15 protein-coding genes are annotated in these 23,327 nt (G+C 61.0%); 4 read left to right on the top strand and 11 right to left on the bottom strand.

The window, feature by feature from the left end:
* The first annotated feature begins 27 nt into the window (after positions 1-27).
* Positions 28-825 (top strand): LuxR C-terminal-related transcriptional regulator, encoded by a 798-nt coding sequence (locus AC1RMG_RS05050; protein WP_065364034.1) that lies wholly within the window; start codon positions 28-30, stop codon positions 823-825.
* A 61-nt stretch (positions 826-886) separates the two neighbouring features.
* Here the strand turns inward: AC1RMG_RS05050 and AC1RMG_RS05045 are convergent, their stop codons facing one another.
* The 4 genes from AC1RMG_RS05045 to AC1RMG_RS05030 all read right to left on the bottom strand — a co-directional run bounded on the left by AC1RMG_RS05045 (position 887) and on the right by AC1RMG_RS05030 (position 9,158).
* Positions 887-2,683, bottom strand: a complete 1,797-nt coding sequence (locus tag AC1RMG_RS05045) for a two-partner secretion domain-containing protein (RefSeq protein ID WP_368994489.1) — start codon at positions 2,681-2,683, stop codon at positions 887-889.
* Between the two features lie 130 nt (positions 2,684-2,813).
* Complete coding sequence (locus AC1RMG_RS05040; RefSeq protein ID WP_493168566.1) at positions 2,814-4,499, bottom strand: ShlB/FhaC/HecB family hemolysin secretion/activation protein; 1,686 nt, start codon at positions 4,497-4,499, stop codon at positions 2,814-2,816.
* Positions 4,500-4,701: 202 nt separating this feature from the next.
* Positions 4,702-5,808 (bottom strand): DmpA family aminopeptidase, encoded by a 1,107-nt coding sequence (locus AC1RMG_RS05035; RefSeq protein WP_072450373.1) that lies wholly within the window; start codon positions 5,806-5,808, stop codon positions 4,702-4,704.
* Positions 5,809-5,909: 101 nt separating this feature from the next.
* A complete protein-coding gene (locus AC1RMG_RS05030; RefSeq protein ID WP_368994491.1) occupies positions 5,910-9,158 on the bottom strand; it encodes an ATP-binding protein in 3,249 nt (1,082 codons plus the stop codon).
* A gap of 212 nt (positions 9,159-9,370) precedes the next feature.
* On the opposite strand from AC1RMG_RS05030, the gene AC1RMG_RS05025 reads away from it, so the two are divergent.
* Positions 9,371-10,282: an EAL domain-containing protein gene (locus tag AC1RMG_RS05025; protein WP_368994492.1), complete on the top strand. Its 912-nt coding sequence runs from the start codon at positions 9,371-9,373 to the stop codon at positions 10,280-10,282.
* Positions 10,283-10,376: 94 nt separating this feature from the next.
* Positions 10,377-14,018, top strand: coding sequence for a transporter substrate-binding domain-containing protein (locus AC1RMG_RS05020; RefSeq protein ID WP_493168563.1), 3,642 nt, complete (start codon positions 10,377-10,379; stop codon positions 14,016-14,018).
* A gap of 54 nt (positions 14,019-14,072) precedes the next feature.
* On the opposite strand, the gene AC1RMG_RS05015 is transcribed toward AC1RMG_RS05020, so the two are convergent.
* The 6 genes from AC1RMG_RS05015 to AC1RMG_RS04990 all read right to left on the bottom strand — a co-directional run bounded on the left by AC1RMG_RS05015 (position 14,073) and on the right by AC1RMG_RS04990 (position 21,505).
* The gene (locus AC1RMG_RS05015; RefSeq protein ID WP_065364027.1) at positions 14,073-14,702 is read right to left on the bottom strand and encodes a response regulator transcription factor; all 630 of its coding nucleotides are present in this window, start codon (positions 14,700-14,702) and stop codon (positions 14,073-14,075) included.
* A gap of 99 nt (positions 14,703-14,801) precedes the next feature.
* Complete coding sequence (locus AC1RMG_RS05010; RefSeq protein WP_370059112.1) at positions 14,802-15,668, bottom strand: fimbrial protein; 867 nt, start codon at positions 15,666-15,668, stop codon at positions 14,802-14,804.
* Positions 15,669-15,830: 162 nt separating this feature from the next.
* Positions 15,831-18,302: a fimbria/pilus outer membrane usher protein gene (locus tag AC1RMG_RS05005; RefSeq protein ID WP_493168561.1), complete on the bottom strand. Its 2,472-nt coding sequence runs from the start codon at positions 18,300-18,302 to the stop codon at positions 15,831-15,833.
* Between the two features lie 144 nt (positions 18,303-18,446).
* The gene (locus AC1RMG_RS05000; protein ID WP_493168559.1) at positions 18,447-19,196 is read right to left on the bottom strand and encodes a fimbrial biogenesis chaperone; all 750 of its coding nucleotides are present in this window, start codon (positions 19,194-19,196) and stop codon (positions 18,447-18,449) included.
* A 23-nt stretch (positions 19,197-19,219) separates the two neighbouring features.
* Complete coding sequence (locus AC1RMG_RS04995; protein ID WP_125063112.1) at positions 19,220-19,807, bottom strand: fimbrial protein; 588 nt, start codon at positions 19,805-19,807, stop codon at positions 19,220-19,222.
* 225 nt (positions 19,808-20,032) lie between these two features.
* Positions 20,033-21,505: an aldehyde dehydrogenase family protein gene (locus AC1RMG_RS04990; RefSeq protein WP_065364025.1), complete on the bottom strand. Its 1,473-nt coding sequence runs from the start codon at positions 21,503-21,505 to the stop codon at positions 20,033-20,035.
* Positions 21,506-21,635: 130 nt separating this feature from the next.
* On the opposite strand from AC1RMG_RS04990, the gene AC1RMG_RS04985 reads away from it, so the two are divergent.
* Positions 21,636-22,553, top strand: coding sequence for an AraC family transcriptional regulator (locus tag AC1RMG_RS04985; RefSeq protein ID WP_065364024.1), 918 nt, complete (start codon positions 21,636-21,638; stop codon positions 22,551-22,553).
* Positions 22,554-22,556: 3 nt separating this feature from the next.
* On the opposite strand, the gene AC1RMG_RS04980 is transcribed toward AC1RMG_RS04985, so the two are convergent.
* Positions 22,557-23,306: an SDR family NAD(P)-dependent oxidoreductase gene (locus AC1RMG_RS04980; protein ID WP_123473363.1), complete on the bottom strand. Its 750-nt coding sequence runs from the start codon at positions 23,304-23,306 to the stop codon at positions 22,557-22,559.
* Between the last annotated feature and the right edge of the window lie 21 nt (positions 23,307-23,327).

The raw sequence follows: 23,327 nt of genomic DNA, 5'->3' as shown, positions 1-23,327 counted from the left end.
AAAATCACTTCGATGGGGTACCCCTCAATGGGTAGTGAAACGCGCCTGACCTTGCAGGACGTGGCCTGGCACGACGCCGTGGGCCGCGTTATCGAGACCCTGGACCGGGACAATTTCTGGAGCGCCCTGGTGCGCCTGCTGCAGCACTATGTGCCGGTGGACAATTGGGTGGTGCTGGTCTTCAGCGGCGGCCGGCCCCGGTTACTGGCCGAATCCCCGGCAACGGACGGCGAAGCCGACTCCCTGTTCCAGGACTATCTCAAGGGGCTGTACCTGCTGGATCCGTTCTACATCCACGCCAGGGAACATCCGCGCAGTGGCCTGTTTCGCCTGCAGGACGTGGCCCCGGAATGCTTCGAGCAGACCGATTACTACCAGCGCTATTTCTGCCTGAACGTGCTGACCGACGAGGTGCACATCAACATCCTGCTGGACGGCGAGCGTACCCTCAGCCTGTCGCTGGGCAGCCAATCGCGTTTCAGCCCTGAGCAGACTGCCCTGCTGAGCCTGGTGCAACCCTGGATCGCGGCGCTGATGCGCCAGCGCCTGCATTTCGAGTCCGAGCCCCAAGCCACGACGCCCAGCGCGCCCAACTGGCAGAGCCGCCTGGAACAGGCCACTGCCCAGTTGAGTTCGCCCCTTTCGGCGCGGGAGTTGGATGTGGGCCAGTGGTTGCTCAGTGGCTGCTCGAACAAGGAGATTGCGCGCAAGCTGGGGATTTCCGCCGAGACGGTCAAGGTTCACCGCAAGCACATGTACAGCAAGCTGGGGATCAAGTCCCAGTCCGAGCTGTTTGCCCTGTTCCTCCAGGCCCAGGACGCCTGATGCCAGGCCGTGGGGGCGCAGCGGCCAGCGGCCAGCGCCCCGCCCCCCGCAGTTTCAGGCATTAGAAGCGCAGGTAGTTACCTCGCCCCGGCGCCTGATAGGCCATTTCCGAGAGCCCGGTCCAGACGTAGCTCGGAGCTGTCCACTGGACCTGTGCGTAGCCGTAGGAGCCATGGCCATAGGCCGAAAGCACGGCAGGAGCCGGCTTGAGCGCCACGCTGGAGACCGGAGTCGCCGCTGCGCCGGACTGGCGTGGAGGCTCGGCATGACCGCCCCCCAGTACCCCTTGATTGCGCTGGCTGCCGACCCAGTTGGTGAGCCTGCCGCGACTGGTGATGGTGCCGCTGGCAGTGTTGTCCAGGCGGCTGCCCAGGAGCGTCAGGGAGGCGCCACTGTGAATCACCTTGTCGTTGAACAGCGTGCTGTTGTTGAGGGTCATGGACTGCTCGCTGCGCAGGGTGCCGTGATTCTCCAGGGCGCCGTAGGCAGTCAGCGAAGCGCCGCTGTGGATCAGATTGTCGTTGAATACCTTGCTGGCGTTGAGAGTCATCGCCTGCCCGCTGCGCAGGGTGCCATGGTTTTCCAGGGCGCCTTGCAGCGACAGGCTGCCGTGCGCCACGAGCGACCCCTGTCGACCCTGAAGCGTATCGCCGTTGACCGAGACCCGGGCACCCGAAACCTGGCCCTGGTTGTCCAGGCCGCCGGTGATCGACAGTGCCTGCCCGGCTTCCAGGGCCCCACCAGCGGCCACCTGCACCTTGCCATCAGCGGTGACAGTGAGGTTGCCGGTCAGGGCCTTGACCTGCCCCGCCACATTGACCCCGACACCGGCGGATCGGCCCAGCATGCGGATCGAGTCCGCGTGCATGCTGCCCAGGCGTGCCACATCGATGGCGACCTCGGGAGCAACCGTCTCAGCCACCACCTCTGGCACTGAAACGCCAGCCGCCGGCACTGGCGGGCCGGAAACCACCTGGGTGTTGCCCTTGCCGAACTGGCTGCTGTTGAAGGGTTTGTCGGCAAAGTCGGAACCCGATTGCACCTGGCCATTGATGATGATCTGGTTGCCGGTAAAGCCCTGTTCCTTGCCGTTGATGATCACTCCCACCGCGGACTGTCCAGCGCTGCCGGAGCTGGCCAGGGACAAGGTGTTGCTTGCACTCACATCGCCCTTGAGTGCGGACAGGTTGAGCTTCTGCGCCTGCAGCGCCGCATTCAACTGAATGGTACGGGCTACCAGGTCCACTTCATTGGCCCCGGAACCATCCAGGCCCGCGCCGTCGATACGGATCTGGCCATTCTCGGTATGCAGGCGCGCAACTCCACCCTGCCCGTCCAGCACAGCGTTGCCGGCCACCAGGGTCACTCGATTGGCATTGATGAACCCCGCGCCCTGGGTGGAAATGCCGTTGGGGTTGGCCACGATCACCCGCGCATTGGCACCGGCGACTTCAATCACGCCGTTGAGCTGGGAGGCCATTTTCCCGGTTACCTCGTTGAGAATGACGCTTGCCGACTGGCCATTGAGCAGGCTGTTGCCGGCTATGGCGCCGCCCAGGCTGGTCTGCACACCCGTGGTGCTGTTGTTGAGGATCAGCCCGGCCTGGCCGACGTTGAACTCGGTGAACTTGTTGTGGGACAGGCCCGCACCATTGGCAGCGACGATGTTCACCAGCGGCGTGCCGTTGCTGGTCGAGAGCACCGGTCGCAGCGCCGCGGACGGGTCCACCACCAGCCCGGGCTGGGCCAGGGCGCTCTGCTCCAGGAGCGGCAGTGCCAGCAGGATGGCCAGCGCCAGGCGCTGTGCCCCGAAAGCGGGCTGTGGCAGGTGCGGGGTAGATTTATTCTTGGTTTTCATATTGATCTCGGTGGTGTTGTTGGCATAAGGCGTGCGCTTGAATCGGCGGGCACGCGGGTAACAGGTTCGGCGGTGGTGGCACCTCCTGGTTCAGGGCTGGAAGACAGGCCGCTTGGCGAAACGCTATGGCCTAGAAGCGGCTACGCAACGAGAAATCCAGGGTGGGAGTACGGCTGTTGAGGTCGTCGGGCTTTTTCAACGGCAGGCCCAGGGCAATGTCGTAGCTCAGGGCGCTGAAGCTGCCGCGCAGGCCGACGGCGCTACCGATCAGGGTGCGCTCCCCTGACCGCAGGCTGGCGCTGGGCACTACCTGGCCGGCATCCAGGGCCGTGTAGAACTGGCTGCCCCAGCCTGCCGCCACGGCCAGCTCGTTGCGCCAGGTCCAGCCACCCGGGCTGGCCAGGGTGCTGTTGCCATCGAAGCCGCGCACCGTGTAGCGGCCACCGATCTGCAGGTACTCGGTGGGCGGCACCGGCACCGGCGCGTACTGCACGAACAAACCGCTCTGGTAGCCCAGCACGCTGGCGCCCACGCCAAGGGCACCGGCCACTGCCGCCTTGCCGGTGAAGATCCGGTAACGACCGTTCCAGTACTGCTCCTCGTAGACCGCCCCCGGCGCTGCGCTCATCCCGGGCAGGCTGCCGCGCAGGCCGAGTTCGAAATCCAGGGTGCTGGCGTTCCATTTTTCCCGGTGGGCCATGCTCAGTTCATAGCCGGTGATGTCCCGGTAAAGCTGGCCCAACTCGGTGTTGCCGACCCAGGCCCGGTCCTCGCGACGCACCAACCGCCCCTGCAAGGTGCCCCGGCTGTGGGCCGAGCGGTAAGTCACCAGGCTGAGGCCGGCATCCAGACGTCGGGTCCTGGAGATGAACCCCAGGCGCTGGTCGGCGTCTTTGAACAGTTGCTGGCGGCTGCCCCACTCACTGGCGCCCAAGGACAGCGCGGTGTAGCCCAGAGGCAGGTTCCAGGCCAGGCTCCTCGACCAGGAACCCAGGCTGTGGTCGGCGAATGCGCTGTCCGTACTGGCGGTCAGCAGCAATTGGTCATACAGGGCCAGGGGCGAATCGATCGCCAGGATGGCACCCAACTGATTGCGCCCGGTGGCGTCGATGCCGGCGTTGTCCAGGGTCAGCATGCCCATCACCCGGCGTACCTCCTCGGGTTGCCGGATGACGATATCGGTGCTGCCCAGGGCCGTCCCCGGAATCAGGTCAAAGGCACTCAGGGCCTGCCCCGGCAGGCGCCGCAGGTTTTCCAGGGCCTGGTCCAGGTCGCGCACATTCAACAGTTGGCCCTGGCCGGCGGGAAACAACGGCCGGGCCCAACCGATACCCTGGGGTTGCTGTTCAATAGTGCCGATCCGCCCGGCGATCACTTGGATCAGCAGGCGTCCGCCGGCCAGGTCCTGGGCCGGAATGGCGACTTGAGTCGTAAGGTAGCCACGCAGTATCAGTTGCTCCGCCAGCCAATGGCGCAGCAAGCCCAGGCCGTTGCCGCCGACGCACTGGCCAATGATCGGCGAGGTAGCGGTCATCCAGGCAAAGGCCTCGGCGCCCTGCCACTGCACCGAGCGGATCAGCACACAGGGCGACTCGGCCGGCAGGCGCAGCGAGCTGCCGGCCACCGGGGCCTGTTCGGCAAGCATGTCCACCGGTTTCAAGGCCTGGGCCTGCAAGGCTTCCAGTTGCTGGTCCTGATGCCGCGAGCCATTGCCAAGCGAGCCCAGGGCCGGCGCGCCCAGGCCCTGTTCCAGAGGGGCAAGCAGCACCAGGGCGATCAGGCCGCGCAAGGGCCAGGGGCCTTTCCATCTCGACAACTGAGGTCTCTCCGCAGGATGACAATGCAGCCCCGTCCGATGAGGGTTGGAGGCATGTCAGGGCAATTGCGGCGAAGTCTAAGAGTGGATGTTGCGGCCCCGGAATAAGAGTGGGAGACAGCGACTCAAGGAATAATCGTCAAGACTGTGCAGATAAATCGAGCATCCGGTGCACAGTCTCAACCCCGTGTGCCTGCTCCTGTCACTGGCCCCGTGGTCGCCAGCCGACCTGCTCCAGGGCAGCCAGCAAGCGTTCGGGAGTGAGCGCAAGGGCCTGGCTGCCACAGCCCGACAGATCGCGAGCGGCCAGCATGGCGTTGAGAATGGCCTCTTCCACCGCATCGGCGGCCGCCACGAACAGCGCTGAAATGTAATCGTTGTTGACCATCTGCAAGGCGCTGGTCGGGGCACCGGGGTGGCCGTGATTGGCCACCGGCAGGTTGCGATTGCCCACCGAAAACGCCAGGAAGATGTCTCCGCTGGAATCCTCGGTGCCTCCCCCGACCCGCGCCAGGCCGATGCTGGCCCTCTGCGCCAGGCGCGTGCACTGGTGTGGCAGCAGGGGCGCGTCGGTGGCGATGGTGATCACGATCGAACCCATGCCGGCCTCACCGACCGGAGTCGGGCCCTTGAACGGTGACGCCACGTCCCCCAGTACCGTGCCCACCGGGTAGCCGGCCACCCGCAACGCTTCGCGCACTCCATAGTTGGCCTGTACCAGGACGCCCACGGTCCAGCCACCCTGCTCCTGGCTCAGGACCCGCGAAGATGTGCCGATACCGCCCTTGAATTCGTGGCAGATCATGCCGGTGCCTCCTCCGACGTTGCCCTCCGCCACCGGCCCGGAACTGGCCTGGCTCAGGGCCGCGTGGAGGTGTTCGGCCGTCACGTGCTGGCCCCAGATATCGCTGAGCACGCCGTCGTAGGTTTCCAGCACCACCGGCATGCACCAGTAAGTATGTTGCCTGGCCATTTCTCGCTCGGCCGCCACCAGGGCGTCACGCACCACGCCAACGCTATGGGTGTTGGTGTAGGCAATGGGTGTGGCCAGCAAGCCGGCCTCGCGGATCCACTCCAGGCCCGTGGCATCGCCGTTGCCATTGAGCACATGGACCCCGGCGAAGCACGGCTCCAGGTGGGCCGAACCGGCCCGCGGCTCGATCACTGTGACGCCGGTATGGATCGACGCATCGGCGGTTTCCAGGTTGAGGGTGTGATGGCCGACACGCACCCCCGGCACATCGGTAATAGCGTTGTAGATGCCGGGGGTACCGGTGCCGAGGGTGATGCCAAGGTCGCGTATACGCATGGTTGCGGTCTCCACTGTCGAACAATCAAGGGGTCGAAGTGTAAGAATCCGCACAACCGCTGACGATTACCCCGTTGCATTACCCCCGGCGGGTTAGCCGCTCAGAGCTGGCTGATCAGCCGCTCGACCCGTTCGATGAATCGCTGCAACTGGCCCTCCTCCAGCCTGGCACCATGGCCGCCCACCGAGGCTTCAAGGCTGGCGCAAACCAGGATCAGGCTCTTGGCCTTGCCCACTGCCAGGGCACCGCGAATGCGGTGCAACTGGTCCATCAGCTGCACCTTGTCGCCCCCTGCCAGCGCGGCCTTGAGCGCCTCCAGGTCCTGGCCGATGGTGAGCTGGAACAGCTCCAGCATGCGCTCGGGCACGCGCAACGGATCGTCCTGGGGTAGGCCCGTTGCCTGGACCGCGTCGGCAACCACGTGCTGCAACGGGATCTCGATGGCCGCCTTGAGACACAAGTAAAGCCCCTGGATATCAATCGGCTTGGTCAGCCAGTTGTTCATCCCGACGCGGATGCAGTGCTCCCCCTCCTCGCGCAAGGCGTTGGCAGTGACACCGATGATCGGCGTGTCCAGGTTGCGTTCGCGCACGCTCTGGGCGAAGGCATAGCCGTCCATGAGCGGCATGTTGACGTCGGTGAGGATCAGGTCGTAGGCCTGCTGGTCAAGCAGGTGCAAGCCTTCGATGCCATTGCTGGCCACATCCACCAGGCAGCCGATGGTTTCCAGCTGTTCCTTCATCAGCAACTGGTTCACCGGACTGTCCTCGGCCAGCAGCACGCTCAGGCCCAGCGGTTGTCTGCTCGCTCCACCGGGCGTGGTGTCGGGCTCGCACACCTCCCCCGTCAGCGCCATGTTCAAGGCCTGGAGGATGGCCGGCAGGCTGTGCTGATTGACCAGGATGTCCTTGCCTATGACCTGAGGCTGAAGATTGAAATCGTGCTGGGCAAAGACCTTGGTTCCGGCCCAGTCCAGGCCGGCCAGGGCTTCAGGCATCACCTCCAGCATGACATCGGGCATGTCGCCCAGAGCCTCGGGCTGAGTCGACACCCGCGCCCCGTGCTGCTGCAACCAGGCGCCGAGGCTGGCGCTCAGATCGGCGAACGGGGTACGCAGGTGTATGCGCTTGCCCTGCAGGCGCAGGTCCACCGGGGCGGCCCCCTCGGACTCCGCCAGTTCAAGGTCGAGGGCGAAGCTGAATGTGCTGCCCTGGCCCTCTTCGCTGCTGAAACTCAGGTGCCCCCCCAGCATCTGGCTGAGGCTGGCGCAGATCGGCAGGCCCAGTCCGGTACCGCGTATGTTCGGCTGCCGGTTGTCCCGCTGGTAGAAACGTTCGAACAGGCGCGCCTGCACCTCCTGGGGTATGCCCGGCCCGCTATCGGCCACCTGCCATTGCAAGCGAGCCCGGCCCGTTGCGCACTGCACCTGGCTCAGGCTCACCGCCACCCGCCCGTGAGCGGTGAACTTGATGGCGTTGCTGATCAGGTTACCGACGATCTGCCGGATGCGCAGGCTGTCCCCCAGGACCTCCACCGGCAACGGCTGGTCGATGCAGGCGTACAGCGCCAGGCCCTTGCTCGCGGCCATGGCCGAAAAGCCCCGCAGGGTTTCTTCCAGCAGCTCCCGTGGGTTGAACCTGACCGATTCAGGCACCATTTGCCCGGCCTCGATCTTGGACACATCCAGCACATCGCTGATCAGTTGCAGCAGCACCGTCGATGAACTGTCGATGGTGCGCAGGTAGGCGCGCTGACGCTCGCTCAGGTCAGTCATCGCCAACAGCTCCAGGGTCCCCAGGGCACCATACAAGGGTGTTCGGATCTCATGGCTGACGGTGGCGACGAAGTTGCTCTTCTGCTCGTTGGCGGCATCCGCCGCGTCCCGGGCCATGATCAGCGAGGCCGCGGCTTCGCGGTGCGACGTGATGTCGGTAAAGGTGCACAGCAGCACATCCTCACCCTGGTAGTCGGTGGGCGCAAAACGCACGTACAAGGAACGCGGGCCGACTTCCAGGCAGCCTTCTCCAGAAATCGGCCGGCCCTGGTCGAACATTTCCCAGTGCTGCATCAGCAAACGCAGGTCCGTGGCTTCTCCCAGCCAGGTCCCATACAAACTGTTATGCGTTACCGGCTGCAGCGTCGGCCCCCTGACCACACACAACGCCAGCGGTACGGTCTGCAGGATGGAGTGGTTGAAATCATGGGTAACCAGCAATTGCCGAAAATCGCTGCCGGCCGGTTCCACCACCCGCCGCCGATACCACTCGATCACTCCCCAGCCACCGAAGACGCACGTCAGCAGCAGCCCCAACAGGCTCAGCAGCGGCCAGAATCCGTCCTCCAGCAGGCTCTTGTAGCTGATCCGGTACAGCGCCTGCCAGGTGCCCTGGGTACCGGCGCTGCGCTTGATCAGCAGCCCCGATGCGCTCAGGTGCAAGCCGTTCTGATAGTCCCGGATATCACTGTCGGCAGCGCCCACCAGCAAGCGCCCGTCGGGGGCCAGCAGGTCGATGGACTCGAAGTCCGGCCGCTCATAGAACTGCCTGTCGATCCGCTCGCCGAAATCGTTGAGCTCACTCAGCTCCAGCAGGGTGGCTGCCACCACCTCACGTGGCGCACGCCCCGCCACCCGGTACTCGTCCGCCGTCTGATCGAGGACATAGGCCAGCAGGGCCTGGCGCCCGTTCATCATGAACGGCTCGGCGGGGCTCCAGCGCACGATCAGATCGCTGTTTTTCGGTGGGTCGCGGCGGATCGCCGCCTTGACCCGGCTCAGCACCGGCAACAGGTCGGGCTGCGTAGCGCCAACCTGCTGCGGCTGGGTTTCGATCCAGGGAATGGCGATGTCGAAGTGACGGTCCAGGTCGAACAGGAACATCTGTGGCGCGGTAAAGGACGAACCGATCCAGAAGTCGCTGTAGACATTGGCAAGGCCCCGGGCCAGCCCCAGTTGCCGGTTGATGACCCTGGGGCCCAGGCGGTCGGTGTGTTCGGGCAGGACCACGGACACCTTGGTCAGGTACTGCGACGCCAGGCCCTCGTAGATGCGCACATCACCCTTGGGCATTTCCGTGAAGATATAGCCCCGGTAGTCGGTCTCGGGCCGGTAGGTGCTGGAACCGCTGCTCTTGATGGCACGCAGCAAAAAGGTCTCATGGTCGTTGGCCCGGGCCACCAGGCGCAGGAAGTGGTAATTGACCTTGACCAGTTCACCTCGCATCACCTTGTAGGTCGCCCAGTAACCGGCACTCACGAAAAACACCAGTAGCAGGAAGGAAATCACCAGGCCGAGGTTCAATCGCAGCGACACACGCTCCAGGCGCTTGACCCTGGATTGTCTATAGACCATGGGAAGGTGAACCGGCGAAACCTGCTGTTTGTTGCATCTCATGCTCCCCAAAGGTCCTTCATCAACATCACCCCGCACCCGCGAGGGTCACGCACACTACCTGAACTTGTTGCCATTGTAGGAGCGGTCCTACATTTGTCATCGAAAACGCCGACTGACAGTCTGATCGAGCTACGCCAATGTGGGTAGACCGTATTGGATCGTCGAGCGCCATGAAAAACTCCTTCCTCAACCGTACCGCCTTGCTTGACCGCGCGCCTATGCCTGCGGCGCGGCGAGCGCAACACGGGACGCCCAGATCCGACGCCGGATCTTTCAGCCCTGTACCACTGGCCGCCCCCAGTGCCGATGAAGTGCTCCAGGGCCTCAGGCGCCACGAGTTCGTCGCCTATTACCAACCCAAGCTGTCACTGCTCGATGGCAGGCTGGCCGGGGCCGAAGCCCTGGCGCGCTGGGACCACCCCGAGGCGGGGATACTGGCACCGGAGCATTTTCTGCCCGTGATGTGCCAGGCCGGCCTGGTGCACATGCTGTTTGCCCAGCTCTTCGAGCAGGGGCTGCAATTGCAGCAGATCCTCGCCGAACTGAGTGTGACCATGGAGCTGGCGTTCAACCTGGAGCCCCAGCAATTGAGCAACCCAGGGTTCAGCAAGGGTGTCAGCGATCTGTTGCGCGAGTACCGCTGCCCGGCCGAAGGCATCATGTTCGAACTGACCGAGACCGGCTCCATCCACTTGCCCGCCGTCAGCCTGAAGAACCTGCTGCAACTGCGGGTGCTGGGCTGCGGCTTGTCGATGGACGACTATGGTAGCGGCTTCTCTTCGCTGCAGCGGCTGTGCGACCTGCCGTTCAACCAGATCAAGCTGGACGCCTCGTTCGTGCGCAAGCTGGACTCCCATCCCACCTGCCGCAGCGTGGTGGAAAGCACTGTGCGACTGGCCGCCACCCTGGGCCTGTCACTGGTGGTCGAGGGAGTGGAGACACCAGCGCAGATGAAGCAGCTCAAGGCCCTGGGTTGCCCCGTCGTCCAAGGTTTCGCCATCGGCCGGCCGATGCCGGAGCAGCACCTGATCAACTACTGCCTGCACAACGCCCGCTCGCGACGCTCCATAGCCTCTGCCTGAGTTGCTTGCCCATGCCTTGCGATCCATGGAGCCCGCGCCCCTTCATCTCGCCCCCCTAACCGACCGCTTTATCCCTGGTAGTCGTCCTATGTTCATGACCAAGTCACTGATCACGTCCTGCGTGTTTTGCCTGACCCTGCTGCTCGCCACCCGCAGCCACGCAGCGCCCGTGCCGGACCACCTGCACCTCACCAGCCAACTGGCCAGCGAGCCGCAGAAACTCCAGCTGGACGCCGAGGACTGGGCCTGGTTGCGGGAGAAGCGACGGCTGGTGTTGGGGGTCGCCGGGCCTTCCTCCCTGCCCATGGATATCATCTACAGCAACGGTGACTACGAAGGGGTCAGCGCCGATGTGGTGGCCCTGCTGAAACAGCAGTTGAACATCGAGATCCAGGTACTGGGTTTCGATGACGCCCAAGACGCTCTGAGAGCCCTGCGGGCCGGCAAGGTCGACCTGCTCAGCCGCGCCAGCGACTACCAGCGCCAGACTCCAGCCACCGCCCTAAGCTTGCCCTATGCGCAGAACGCGCCTTCGCTCTATCGACGCCAGGGCGATGAGCGAAACCTGCCCGAGGACCTGCGGGGGATGACCATCGCCGTGGTCCAGGACTACCTGCCCGCAGAGCTGTTTCGCAGCCACTTCCCCGAGGCGCAGATTCTCAGCTACAGCAGCGCCGCCCAGGCCATGGCCGCGGTGGCCTTCCAGGGCGTTGACGGCTACATCGGCGACTCCCTGAGCGCCCACTATCTGATCAACCACAGCTTCTTCAACTACCTGAAATTCAGCCGTTTCATCGACCTGGAATCCGGGGGCTACGGCTTTCTCCTGCGCGCCGACGACCAGCGCCTGATGCACATCCTCAACCGCACCCTGACCTCGCTGGGCGCCTTGCGCATGAGCTTTATCGTCAAGCGCTGGACCGGTGGAGGCATCGTCATGCCAGAAGACCGGGTGGTCCTCGACGATCAGGAGCGGCGCTGGTTGGCTCGGCATCCGGTAGCCCGGCTGATGATCAACGACGACATGGCCCCCTCCGCATTCTTCGATGCCGACGGGCGCTTCAACGGGGTGATCTCCGACCTGTTCGAGATCATCACCCAGCGCACCGGCCTGCGCTTCGAGGTGCAGCGCACCTCCAGCTTCCAGGGCATCCAGAAAGCCTTGCGCAACGGCGAAACCGACCTCGCGGTGCTGACACCGAGCATCGAGCGCGAGGAAGCCTTCCGTTTCACTCACCCCTTTGCCACCAGCTCCTTTGTCCTGGTCACTGCCCAGGGCCGGCAGGACATCGCCAGCCTCGCTGCGCTGTCCGGGAAACGCCTGGCCATCGCCCGGGGACATGTACTGAGCGCCAGCCTGGGCGTCGATTACCCGCAGATTCATCTGCTACGCCCTTCCAACAACCTGGAGGCAATGAGCATGGTGGCCAGCGGGCAGGCAGACGCCGCCGTCATGGCGCTGTCCATGGCGCGCTACTACACCGCGCGCCTGTACGAAAAGAAACTGCGCATCGCCGCCATCCTCGACGGCGATGCCGCCACCGCCAGCTTCGCCATGCGCCGCGGTGACACCCAGCTGCAGTCGATCCTCGACAAGGCGATCCTGAGCATCCCGCCCGATGAATTGAACGCCATCACCATTCGCTGGCGGGCCAATGCCGCGATGAGTGGCCAGAGCTGGCGCGACTACGGGCGGGTAATACTGGAAATTCTCGGCTGCGCTCTACTGGTGATGACAGTGTTCATGATCCGCATCTTCCAGCTGCGCCGGCAGATCCGCCGGCGCCTGCTGGCAGAGAAAGCCCTGAGCGACCAGTTGCAGTTCCAGCGCACCCTGGACGACTCCATGCCCATTCCCATCTACGTGCGCGACCGCAAGGGCCGCCTGCTGTCCTGCAGCCGCAGCTATATGCAGGTGATGAACCTGCGTCAGGACCAGGTACTGGGCAAGACCGCCCTGGAGATGCCCATCGAGCACTTCGAGGTGGCCCTGGCCCTGCACAACAGCTACCTGCAAGCCATGGACAGCGGCATCACCATCGAACGCCAGTATCAGATCGTCATTGCCGGCAACAGCCTGTGCATCGAGCACTGGATCCAGCCATTTCGTGACTCCTCGGGCACTATCAAGGGAGTGATCTGTGGCTGGCAGGACATTTCCGAACACCAGCGCCTGGTCCACGACCTGCAACAGGCCAAGGGCCAGGCCGATGAAGCGAACCAGGCGAAAACCCAGTTCCTGGCCACCATCAGCCATGAAATACGCACCCCCATGAGCGCGGTGATCGGCACACTGGAGCTGGTCCTGAAACGGGCCGATCAAGGGGTGCTCGACCGCTACCACATCGATGTCGCCCACAGCGCGGCGAAGAACCTGCTAGAACTGCTGGGCAATACCCTGGACATCGTGCGTATCGAGTCCGGGCGCCTGAGCTTCTTTCCCCGGCGTACCCGCCTCAAGGAACTGCTGGAGCCCGTGGCCCGGGTCTTCGAAGGCCTGGCGCAACAGAAGAGCCTGGAACTGCTGTTGGAAATGGACGCGGGCAGCAATCTCGATGTGCTGATCGACCCCATGCGTTTCAAGCAGGTGCTGACGAACCTGGTGAGCAATGCGATCAAGTTCACCGATCAGGGCCGGGTGAGCATCCGCCTTGAAAGCGCACTCGACGGCGAGCAGATGCTCGACATCAAGTTGCAAGTACAGGACACCGGCCGAGGCATCTCGGTGGAGGACCGCCAGTTGCTCTTCCGGCCTTTTGCCCAAGTGGCCCAACCCTCCCTCGGTGGCCAGGGCGGCAGCGGCCTGGGCCTGGTGGTATCGCGCTCGCTGTGCGAAATGATGGGCGGCGCCCTGGAGATGCTCAGCACCCCAGGCAAGGGAACCACAGTGACCGTCACCCTGCGCCTGAAAGTGCTGGAGCCGGTGCCCGAGGCCCCCGCGCCGACAATCAACAAGCTGCGGTTCGCAGCACAGCGGGCGACCCGGGTTCTGGTGGCTGACGACAACACCCCCAACCGGCAGATGCTGCGGGCCCAGTTGGAGTTCCTCGGCTGCCAGGCGGTGGAAGCCGAAAACGGCGTGCAGGCCTTGCAGCTATGGCAGCAGAAGGCGTTCGACCTGCTGATCACCGACTATCACATGCCACAGATGAATGGCGTTGAACTGGCCCTGGCCATTCGCCGCGAGGAGCATGAGCAGCAACGCCCGCGCACCCTGATTATCGGGCTGACCGCCGATGCCCAGCAGGAGGAAATAGAGCGCTGCATCAATGCCGGCATGCGCGACTGCCTGATCAAGCCGGTGAGCCTCGCGACCCTGGAGGAGCGCTTGTCGACCTTGCTGCCCCAGGACCAGGCCCAGACACTGGCCTACCAGGAATCCCCGCCGCCCGCCGCCATCCTCCAGGCCCATGGCGATGCCAGCCAATCCCTCAACAAACTGAGCAGCAACCCGACACTTCAGGAACAGTTCCGCCTTGAACTGCTCAAGAGCAATCGCCGGGACCTCGAGGAGCTGCGGTGGTTGTGCGAAGAGATGAATGTCAACGCCCTGGTGCGCCTGTCGCATCGTATCCGCGGCAGTGCAGCCATCATGCGCAATGCCCGGCTGACACAACTGTGCAAGGACCTGGAGCAGGCTTGCACGGAACACAATCCGGACACCTTGCCCGGCAGAACCGCGGAGCTGGAAGCCGAGCTGCTGCGGATCGAAAAGGCTTTCGCCCTGCCGCACTGAAGCCCAGGCAAAAAAAGGCCGGCGCAGGTTCTCCTGCGCCGGCCCTGCCGGGGGTCACACCAGGCCGTTGCGCTTGGCCAGTTCCACCATGGCGATCAGGTTTTCCACGCTGAGTTTCCTCTGCAGGCGCACCTTGTACGTACTGACCGTCTTGTGGCTGATCATCAACTGCTGGGCTATATCCTGGTTACCCATGCCACGGGCCAGCAGCTTGAGCACGGTAATCTCGCGATCGGACAGCTGTGCCAGCTTGAGGCTTTCCTGAGACGCAGCCTGGGAGTTGTCCCGCAGCATGTGAATCGTGTTCGCCGGAAAATAGCTGTATCCGGCCAGTACCGCCTTCACCGCCCCGGCCAGTTCATCGAGGCTGTCGTCCTTGCACACGAAACCTGCGGCTCCCGCCTGCAGCGAGCGCATGGCAAAGTTGCGGGCGTCGCCCGAGGTGAGGATCAGCACCTTGGTGGAGATACCGATGGAGGTCAGGTGCGCAATCACCGAAAGACCGTCCATCTTGGGGATGCTCAGGTCAAGCACGATCAGGTCAGGCAGCAACTTGCGGATGATTTCCAGGGCATCCACGCCGTTGTCGATTTCCGCCATGATGGTATGCCCTTCACTTTCGAGCATGACACGCACGGCCATGCGCATCAGTGGATGATCGTCGACTATGACTATGTTGCCCATGATTTGGTTGTTCCTGATTTCTTGACTCGGTGGATGATGCCGTAGGCGACTTGAGAATAATAGTGAATGCATGGCTTGAAAAAGATTATGCAAAACAGGCTAGTCACTAGTGACGGTAACTGAAACTGCCGCATTGCCTGCTCCTGGGATTACCTTGTCTTCGGTGCGGATATAACGAACGTCAAGCACTTTACTGATGTCTGTGGTGCCGGCCGGCGTATAGCCAATAACATTACTGGACGAGACGCCTAGATTAAGGAGCTTCCCGGCATTCATCAGTTGCAAGGCGACTCCCGAAGGTTGGGTGGCGTGAGTAGTAAATGTCAGGTTCGACGAGTTATTCCAGGGGGTGGCCATATCAATCATATTGACGCTGATTCTATTGCTGCTCATGCTGCTCTCGCAGCCTATATCCAGGCGGACTGTTCCCGCGTCTACCGTTGAGCCTCGAACTGGCAGCGCCGACAAACTGATTTTTTTCAGTTTCACTGGAGCATTATTATAAAGCTGGCAAGTTCTCGCCATGACCAGAAATGAAAAGTCCAGCGCCTTGGTTCCCCAATAACCGAAATTAACCGAAGGATCACCATTGTTGTAACTGAGCAGCCCGCCAAACAGATCTTGCCCGGTGATGCTGTACAAGCCCGGAAACAGCTTCTGCGACGGGGAGTAATACCGCACATAAATGATCATCCCGAAGCCGGCAGTTCCTGTGCTGCTAACAGATACGGGCGTGCGGTTCAGGTCGCCCAAAGGGCGAGCTATATTATCCGGACCAGCAGCCTTGGCGATGAACATCACATCAGCGGAACTAGTCTTGTAAAGCTTGTAGTTGGCGCCCTCGAAATAGAGGGTCTTCCCCGAGTCGCCCGCGGTTGCATAGATGTTGTTAAAGTACTTCCCATATGCCACCAGACCGCTACAGGACACCAAGACCGTTGCTGATGCCCAATAACTGGAGAGCATTCCTGTCGCTCCTTGCGAGACTTCCGGTATCGCCGGTTGGAGCGTCTGGCCGAGCACCTGAGAACATCCGGCAATGGCGTACGGGACACCCCCAAGAACCATGCACAGCCATATTCTTGCAAAAAAAACACAAACCAGCTTCATCCACTTACCTCGAAGCCATCATTGGCTACTTGAACTAATTACTTCAGTGCTCGCCATCAAGGCCTTCGGAGTACTGCAGGAAAACTCAAACTTTTCGTAAATCATTTCTTTGTTCGCCGCGGGCAACTCATAATTCACCTTGCAGTGCTTTGTACCCCAGCGAACATCCAGCTCACCTTTATCCCCGATACCAAACAGCAACAGCCTGGACAAGTTGTCGACGACACCCAGCAAGTTTCCCTGGGAGTCATAGGCCTGAGCGCCAAATGGGATTTGCTGGCCATCTACTGTGCGCAGGTCGAACTGCAGGCGGCGCCCGGACGTGGACTCGAAGCGACTCTTGACTACCGCACCCCGGGTGGGCACCACCATGCGCGAACTTTCTTGTATTTCTACATCACTGCCCAGGGTGTCGCTGTCGAGGCTGATCCAGTTGTAGCGATAGGGTTGTACATAGGGAACGATGGCATAACCCTTGTCATCGGTACGTGTAACAGCGCTGCTATCGACCCCTACCCCCTTGACCCCGGATACCTCGACCAGGGCAAAGGTTTCCCCCACCGAGGGGCCCAAGGTGATGCCATTTGCGTGGGCCACCAGCGAACCCGCAGCGCCGAGGCTCATGTGCTTGCTGGCGGAGCCTTGGCCGTAATTGCCGCTGACCTTCGCTGCGGGCCCATCCCAGCTCAGGTCGAGGTTGGCGGAACGTCCACCCTGCCGGCTCTGGCTGCCCTGGACCGAGTAGTTCCAGGCATTTCGCTGATCCAAATTGCCCGAGACTCCAGTCTGGACCGACGAATCCCCCTGGGACGACGACGTCACACTGCTATAGGCCCGCTGGTGCCGGCCCGAGCTACCGAATGGCACGCTCAGCGATGCACTGAGCTGGTTATCGGCGCCCTGCTCCATGCCCTGGCCTTCTGTACGCGACAGGGCCAGGTTGTAGCTGACGTCCAGATAGTTACCGTTGTAGCCGAACTGCCAGCGCCGGGTACTGCCCTGACGATTCCAGTAGCTGGTTTCCCCCATACTGGCGAACAGCGAACCCGATTGCCCCAGGGGTTGGTTGACGTTCAGGTCAAAGCGGCTTTTCTGCCGTCCGTAATGGCTCCCACCGACGTCGCCGGACTCCTCCACATGCTGGCTGAAGGTCCGGTAGTTCTCGGTGGAGTAGCGATAGCCAATCATGGTGAAGCTGGTATCGGTGGTGCCCAGGGTCTTGGAGTACAGAGCGCGGGCACTCTGCCCCCGGCTCACCTGGCCCCGCAGGCTCTCGGAACTGGATTGGGTCACGTCGAACGACACCCCGCCCCAGGGCGAGTTGATGCCCAGCCCCAGGTTCAGGGCCTTGTACCCCGTGGCCGCCAGCAGGCCGCCGTAACCGGTGAAGTTGTCGCTCATGCCATATACCAGGGTGCCTTGGCCGAATCCTGGCGCAGCCTGGTCATGGTTCTTGTATTGGCCAGCGGCAACACTGTAGCGAGCACTGCCGTTGCGGATCATGACCGGCAGATAGGAATAGGCCTGTGAATACTGCCGTTCGCGACCGTCAGCCTCGATGATCTTCACCACCAGGTCACCGTTGGAGCCACTGGGATAGATGTCCTGGATCTCGAAGGCGCCCGGCGAGACGCTGGTGGAGTAGATGACGTAGTTGTTCTGGATCACCTCCACCGTGGCGTTGGTCTCGGCAATGCCACGCACCACCGGTGCGTAACCGATTTCCTCATCCGACAACATGCTCAGCTCGGAACTGAGCTGCACCCCGCGAAAACGCACGCTGTCGAAGACCTCGCCCTGGGTGTACAGCTCTCCCGCTGCAAACCGGCCGTTCAGAGAGGCAACATCCCGCTCGATGTAGCTGCGGTTGCTGCTGAAGGTGTCGCGCACACCGGTGTAACCCGACACTGAAGACTCGTTGCGCAAGCGCCAGGCACCCAGGTTGAAACCGTTGCGCAACCCCAGGAAGCGGTAGTCGTTGTGGTAGCCCTGGCTGATATTGCGGTTGAAGTTCAACTGATAGTCGGTGAAGAGCGCGGTAACACCATCGTCCCACAGGGAGCGATCCACCGAATGACCGGCACCGCGCTGGATGTAGGCCTGGGGCACGCTGATCTTCAGGGCCAGAGCGCTGACATCAAACTCGATGCTGGCACCACTGACCAGCCTGGCAACGTCGATGATCGATTCATCGCTGCTGTCGGTAGCGATGAGCCGCTCTTGCGCAAGCCGCGAAGTATTGATGCCCATTGCTTTTAGAGTGCCCAGACTGATCTGCGGGCGTACTTCAGGCGAGTTGCCTGTTGCAATGAAGGTGACACTCTGCCGAACTACCATCGCTTGATTGAGATAGATATCGACGTTGTAGTTTCCAGGGGAAATACCACTCCCCGATTCGAAGTACTTCAACTCTACCGGGGCTCCACCCTTGTTCAGGAAAACCTCATTGAACTCTACTGACAACGCGGCCACAGGCGTGGCCATGCTCATGAAAAATAAAAAGGAACAACCTGTATTCTTCAGATTGAGCTTTTTCCTGAAACCGTGCACAGGCGCAATCCCTTATACCAGTGATTGAACATCAGCCTGCTCTCTACAAAGCAAGTATCGAATAAGCCAGCGAGGCAGCCACTTTCAATAACTGACAGTCGCCGTACCCTTGATTGGAGTGCCGTAGTCGTTAATGCTATGAAACTCAACGAGCGCCCGCTGGCCTGGCTGAGCCGTAGGCTCTCCCGTCACACCAAACTTGCTGACACTTCCGGGCGTCACCATATCCAACTCAACGGGGTATTTCTTTTCGCCCACACTTAACACTCCCGAACTAAAGGAGATGTGATAAGGCGAACCATTAGAAACTTGCAAATAGCTCTTCCCATTCTCGCGAAGCATTTTCCACTTCAAGTTGCCGACTGCCTCCTGGGAGTTTTCCGTCAGGCTTTTCGGGCGATAGAACACCTTGATGCGCTGACGCACGGCAATTTGCAGGGTATTTTGTTCCGCTGACTTTTGCGGGATTTCCTGCACGTTCAACCAGAAGATCGACTCTTTATCAGTTGGTAAACCCTTGCCGTAATAAAAGATCCTCAACATCTGTTGGTTATTCCCGGCAAGGCGACTCAAGGAAGGGGTCAGAGCAAAGGGAATATTCTGTTCATTATGCAGTTCATTGGATTCCAGCCAGGATTGAATCATGATGTCCTGCGAACCAGTGTTCCTGACCAGGATGGAAACTTCCTTACTTTTTTCCGGGTATATCACTCGAGTTCCATCGAGGGTAATTCCGGCACAGGCAAGGCTACTGCCGAACAAGGCGAAGCCCAGCAGCAAGTATCTGGAAATTGCGTTCATTGAATAGACACCACCCGTGAGCAAGAGAGGCATGTTCAGCCTCTCTTTTTTTACTATTACTTGTAAGTCAAGCTAAACGGCAGGGTGCCATCAGCCTTGCCTGCGACAAAGTCTTCAGCATTGGCAACATAACCGGCACGCAAGCTGATGCTACTCTTATAAGTGCCAGTACTTGGAGGTGACTGAGTCAATGTTCCACTGATGATTTCGTTCGCGGACATATTTACTATTTGATTATTTTCATTATAGATCGCGATACCTACACCTTTGCCCGCCCCCTGAGTTTTCAAGAGTCTGGGGTCCTTGAGATCAATGCCAGAACCGGCAGCAGGGTCAAACTTCATATCAACTGTGCTAAGACCCGTTCCGGTTGAGCCGCAGTCCAGATTTAGATTGATTCGAACAGTTGAGGCGATAGTACCCTCTGCGGGGGTTTTTATTGAATCAATACTGACTTTCCCCAAAGGCACGGTAATGGTTTGAGCACCACCTGCGACTGTGCCTCCGCCGGCTGTAATGCTGCACGATACGCCGCTGATTTCACCCGTGAAGTTGATTGTCCCGTCAGCCGCCATTGCGGAACTGGCAACAAGGCCAGAGGCAGTAATTGCCAGAATAGCTCTCATGGGATTGAACACTGTCATTTCCTTGGTCTGTGTAAGTTGATGGCTTTAATTGTTCCTTAAAGGAAGCGAGCAAATTCTTACCCAGGACAGAAAGTGCAACAATCGTAGGAATCGCCCTGCATCTAAAGATAAATCATCTAAATATGTAGGACTAATCCTACAAACCTATAGCTTGTTTAATTGATTACAAAAGAAAAACCGCCTGTTCCCGAAGGGAACAGGCGGTTTAATGACACTCGCGATTCAGCGCGGTGCAAACCAGGGCGCCGGCACCTCAGCCTGGACCGTGATGGTCTTGATCTGGGTGTAGGCATTCAGGGTTTCGCGGCTGAACTCGCGGCCAATACCGCTGTTCTTGTAGCCACCGAACGCCGTGCCGTCGCTGATGTTGGAGTAGCGATTGATCCACACTGAACCGGCCTCCAGGCGATTGGCGGTATCCATGGCGTGCTTCAGGTTGCTGGTGTAGATACCGGCGGCCAGACCGTATTCGGAGTCATTGGCCTGGGCGATCATCTGCTCGTAATCGCTCCAGCGGATCAGTGACAGCACGGGGCCGAAGATCTCTTCCCGGCAGATGCGCATGTCATTGCGGACCTCGAAAACCGTGGGCTGGATAAAGTAGCCCGCCGGGCAATCCGGCACCTCGACCCGGGCTCCGCCCACCAGCAGCTCAGCCCCCTCCTGCACTCCGAGGGCAATGTACTCCAGGACTTTTTCACCCTGCCTGGCCGATACCAGGCAACTGACCCGCGCATTTTCATCCAGCGGCGAACCCACGCTGACCCGCTGGAATGACTCGATCAGCTTTTGCTTGAACGTCTCGAAGATAGCGTCATGGACGAACAGCCGAGTGCCGGCCAGGCATGACTGCCCGTTATTGTGGATCGCTGCGAAGGTGGCGTTGTCTACCACGGCATCCAGGTCATCGATATCCGGGAACACGATGTTGGCGCTCTTGCCACCCAATTCCAGGGTCGCCGGCACCAGCCGGTCGGCCGCTACTCGCGCAACAATGCGCCCCACTTCGGTGCTGCCGGTAAAGGACAGCTTGCGCACCTTGGGGTGCTGGCTCAGGGCTGCACCTACGACTTCCCCCAGGCCGGTGACGATATTGACCACCCCAGCCGGGAAAATCCGCGTGATGTGCTTGCCCAGTTCCAGGGTCGACAGCGAAGCATTTTCATCCGGTTTGAGCACCACGGTGTTGCCAGCCGCCAGGGCTGGCGCCAGCTTGAACGATGCCATGATCGCCGGCGCATTCCAGGGGATGATCTGCCCGCACACCCCCAGGGGCTCGCGCTTGCCCAGGGCGTAGCCACCGGGGATCTCTCGGCCATGGTCTTCATGGGCCATGATCACCGAGGCAAAATAGCGGTAGTGACGTACCGCAGTCTGGTAATCCTTGCGTACCTCGCTGATGCAACGCCCCACGTCATGGGCATCGATCCGCGCCAAGCGTTCACTGTCCGCCTCCACCGCGTCGGCCAGGGCATTGAGCAATCGACCCCGTTCCTGCTGACCCAATGCATTCCATCCGGCAAAGGCCGCCTGCGCCGCATTCACCGCTCTATCGACATCTTGAGCGTCACAGTAATGAATAGTCGCCAGGCACTTTCCGGTGGCCGGATCCAGGGCTGGCAATGCCTGTTTGTCACGACTCTCAAATACACCGTTAATCAACGGACCATAGACTTCATCTAATTGGATATTCATGTTTATTCCTTTTCAAGTTACAACTTTCATAACGATTTCGGGCAAGTCGATGCGCGACTTTATATATCCATCAGGATAATCACGGTGTTAACATTCACCTCCCATTTTCAAAATCCCCAAAGGGCAACCAATGGATCCGCTTTCAGGCGTTCTTTCTTTATTGCGAATTCGCAACTATCACTCCGCAACATTAAGAATGGCGGGTGATTGGGCGTTCAGTTTTCCCGAGAATGCCGGAATCAAGTTCACTACCGTAGTTCAAGGTGGCTGCTGGCTATTAGTTGCAGGCGAACAACAACCGCAACGCTTGCAACAAGGTGACTGCTTCCTCATGACCCGGGGCGTGCCCTTTGCCCTTTACAGCGATATGAACCAGGTCCCGATGGATTCCGCCTCCTACTTCCAACGGATCGCTGAAGACGAAATCACCCTTGACTACTGCGGCGCCGATACCCAATTGGTGGGTGGACGCTTCGAGTTCACCGGGGTCCCGGCCCAAGTCCTGCTCAGTACCCTACCGTCCCTGGTGCACCTGACCGGTGTCTCGGCCCAGGCCTCGATTCTGCGCTGGGCCCTGGAGCGCTTTACTTCGGAACTGCACCAGCACAAGCCGGGACGTTCATTGATGACCGAACACCTGGCCCACATCATGCTGGTGGAGGTGCTGCGTGCTCACCTGGGAACCCTGGGCAGCGATGGCACCGGCTGGTTCGCCGGCCTGGCCGACCGACACCTGAGTGCCGCCATCAGTGCACTGCATGGTGAGCCAGCGCGGCGCTGGAGCGTGGAAGAACTGGCACGCCTGGCCAACATGTCGCGCTCGGCCTTTGCCCAGCGGTTCAAGACCGTAGTCGGGGTTGCTCCCATGGAATACCTGACCCGCTGGCGAATGCTGCTGGCCAGCGACCGCTTGCGTAATTCCGACGACAGTATCTCCAGCATCGCCTTCTCCCTGGGTTATGAGTCCGAAAGCGCCTTCAGTACCGCCTTCAAGCGCGTGATGAGCGAAGCCCCGCGCCATTATCAGCGCGGCCAGCAGAGCCTGTAGCGCTCAGCGCAAACCACCGCCGATGACCAGGGTTTCGCCAGTGATCCAACTGGCATCGTCCGAGGCCAGGAAGACCACCGCCGGCGAAATGTCCCGAGGTACGCCAATGCGCCCCAGGGGCGTGAGTGTCTCGATCTTGGTGCGGAACTCATCTGCGAAGAAGCCGCTGGAGAGCACCCCCTCAGTCATCACAAGCCCCGGGTTGACCGAATTGACCCGGATGTTCCTGGGGCCCAGCTCATTGGCCAGGGTGCGAGTTATCGCATCCACCGCGCCCTTGGAAGCGGTGTAGATCGCCGAATTGGCAGGGGTGAAGGAGGTGACGCTGGAACTGACATTGATGATGCTCGCCCCTTGTGGGTTGAAGCAGTCCAACGCCGCCTGGCAACACAGAATCAGACCCAATACGTTCAGGTCGAAATGCCGGTGGAACTCATCTTCAGTGACCTGCGCCAGTGAGCCGGTGGAATAGACCCCGGCGTTATTGACCAGGATATCGAGGCGGCCGTACAGATGCTCTATGGTCTTGAACAGGGTCTTGACCTCAAGGCTCCTGGCCACATCGGCCTGGATCGCATAGGCCCTACCGCCCTGCTCCAAGATCTGCGCCACCACAGCGTCGGCGTCGGCCTTGCTGCGAGCGTAGTTGACGATCACCGTCGCGCCGTTGCGAGCCAACTGCTTGGCGATGTCCGCGCCAATACCCTTGGAAGCCCCTGTCACCAGGGCAACTTTCTTTTCCAATTTTTTCATGCTTGAACTTTCCCTTCGGGG

It is taken from the genome of Pseudomonas sp. GW822-FHT04H02, assembly GCF_058800645.1.
The sequence above is the reverse complement of the archived record's forward strand: the minus strand, read 5'-3'. Positions and strand labels throughout refer to the sequence as shown.

What these genes read in the sequence shown, in the direction of transcription:
- AC1RMG_RS05050 (WP_065364034.1), top strand. Translation starts at nt 28, where the DNA reads ATGGGTAGTGAAACGCGCCTGACCTTGCAGGACGTGGCCTGGCACGAC.
- AC1RMG_RS05045 (WP_368994489.1), bottom strand. Translation starts at nt 2,683, where the DNA reads ATGAAAACCAAGAATAAATCTACCCCGCACCTGCCACAGCCCGCTTTC.
- AC1RMG_RS05035 (WP_072450373.1), bottom strand. Translation starts at nt 5,808, where the DNA reads ATGCGTATACGCGACCTTGGCATCACCCTCGGCACCGGTACCCCCGGC.
- AC1RMG_RS05030 (WP_368994491.1), bottom strand. Translation starts at nt 9,158, where the DNA reads ATGGTCTATAGACAATCCAGGGTCAAGCGCCTGGAGCGTGTGTCGCTG.
- AC1RMG_RS05025 (WP_368994492.1), top strand. Translation starts at nt 9,371, where the DNA reads ATGAAAAACTCCTTCCTCAACCGTACCGCCTTGCTTGACCGCGCGCCT.
- AC1RMG_RS05020 (WP_493168563.1), top strand. Translation starts at nt 10,377, where the DNA reads ATGACCAAGTCACTGATCACGTCCTGCGTGTTTTGCCTGACCCTGCTG.
- AC1RMG_RS05015 (WP_065364027.1), bottom strand. Translation starts at nt 14,702, where the DNA reads ATGGGCAACATAGTCATAGTCGACGATCATCCACTGATGCGCATGGCC.
- AC1RMG_RS05010 (WP_370059112.1), bottom strand. Translation starts at nt 15,668, where the DNA reads ATGCTCTCCAGTTATTGGGCATCAGCAACGGTCTTGGTGTCCTGTAGC.
- AC1RMG_RS05005 (WP_493168561.1), bottom strand. Translation starts at nt 18,302, where the DNA reads ATGAGCATGGCCACGCCTGTGGCCGCGTTGTCAGTAGAGTTCAATGAG.
- AC1RMG_RS05000 (WP_493168559.1), bottom strand. Translation starts at nt 19,196, where the DNA reads ATGCCTCTCTTGCTCACGGGTGGTGTCTATTCAATGAACGCAATTTCC.
- AC1RMG_RS04995 (WP_125063112.1), bottom strand. Translation starts at nt 19,807, where the DNA reads ATGACAGTGTTCAATCCCATGAGAGCTATTCTGGCAATTACTGCCTCT.
- AC1RMG_RS04990 (WP_065364025.1), bottom strand. Translation starts at nt 21,505, where the DNA reads ATGAATATCCAATTAGATGAAGTCTATGGTCCGTTGATTAACGGTGTA.
- AC1RMG_RS04985 (WP_065364024.1), top strand. Translation starts at nt 21,636, where the DNA reads ATGGATCCGCTTTCAGGCGTTCTTTCTTTATTGCGAATTCGCAACTAT.
- AC1RMG_RS04980 (WP_123473363.1), bottom strand. Translation starts at nt 23,306, where the DNA reads ATGAAAAAATTGGAAAAGAAAGTTGCCCTGGTGACAGGGGCTTCCAAG.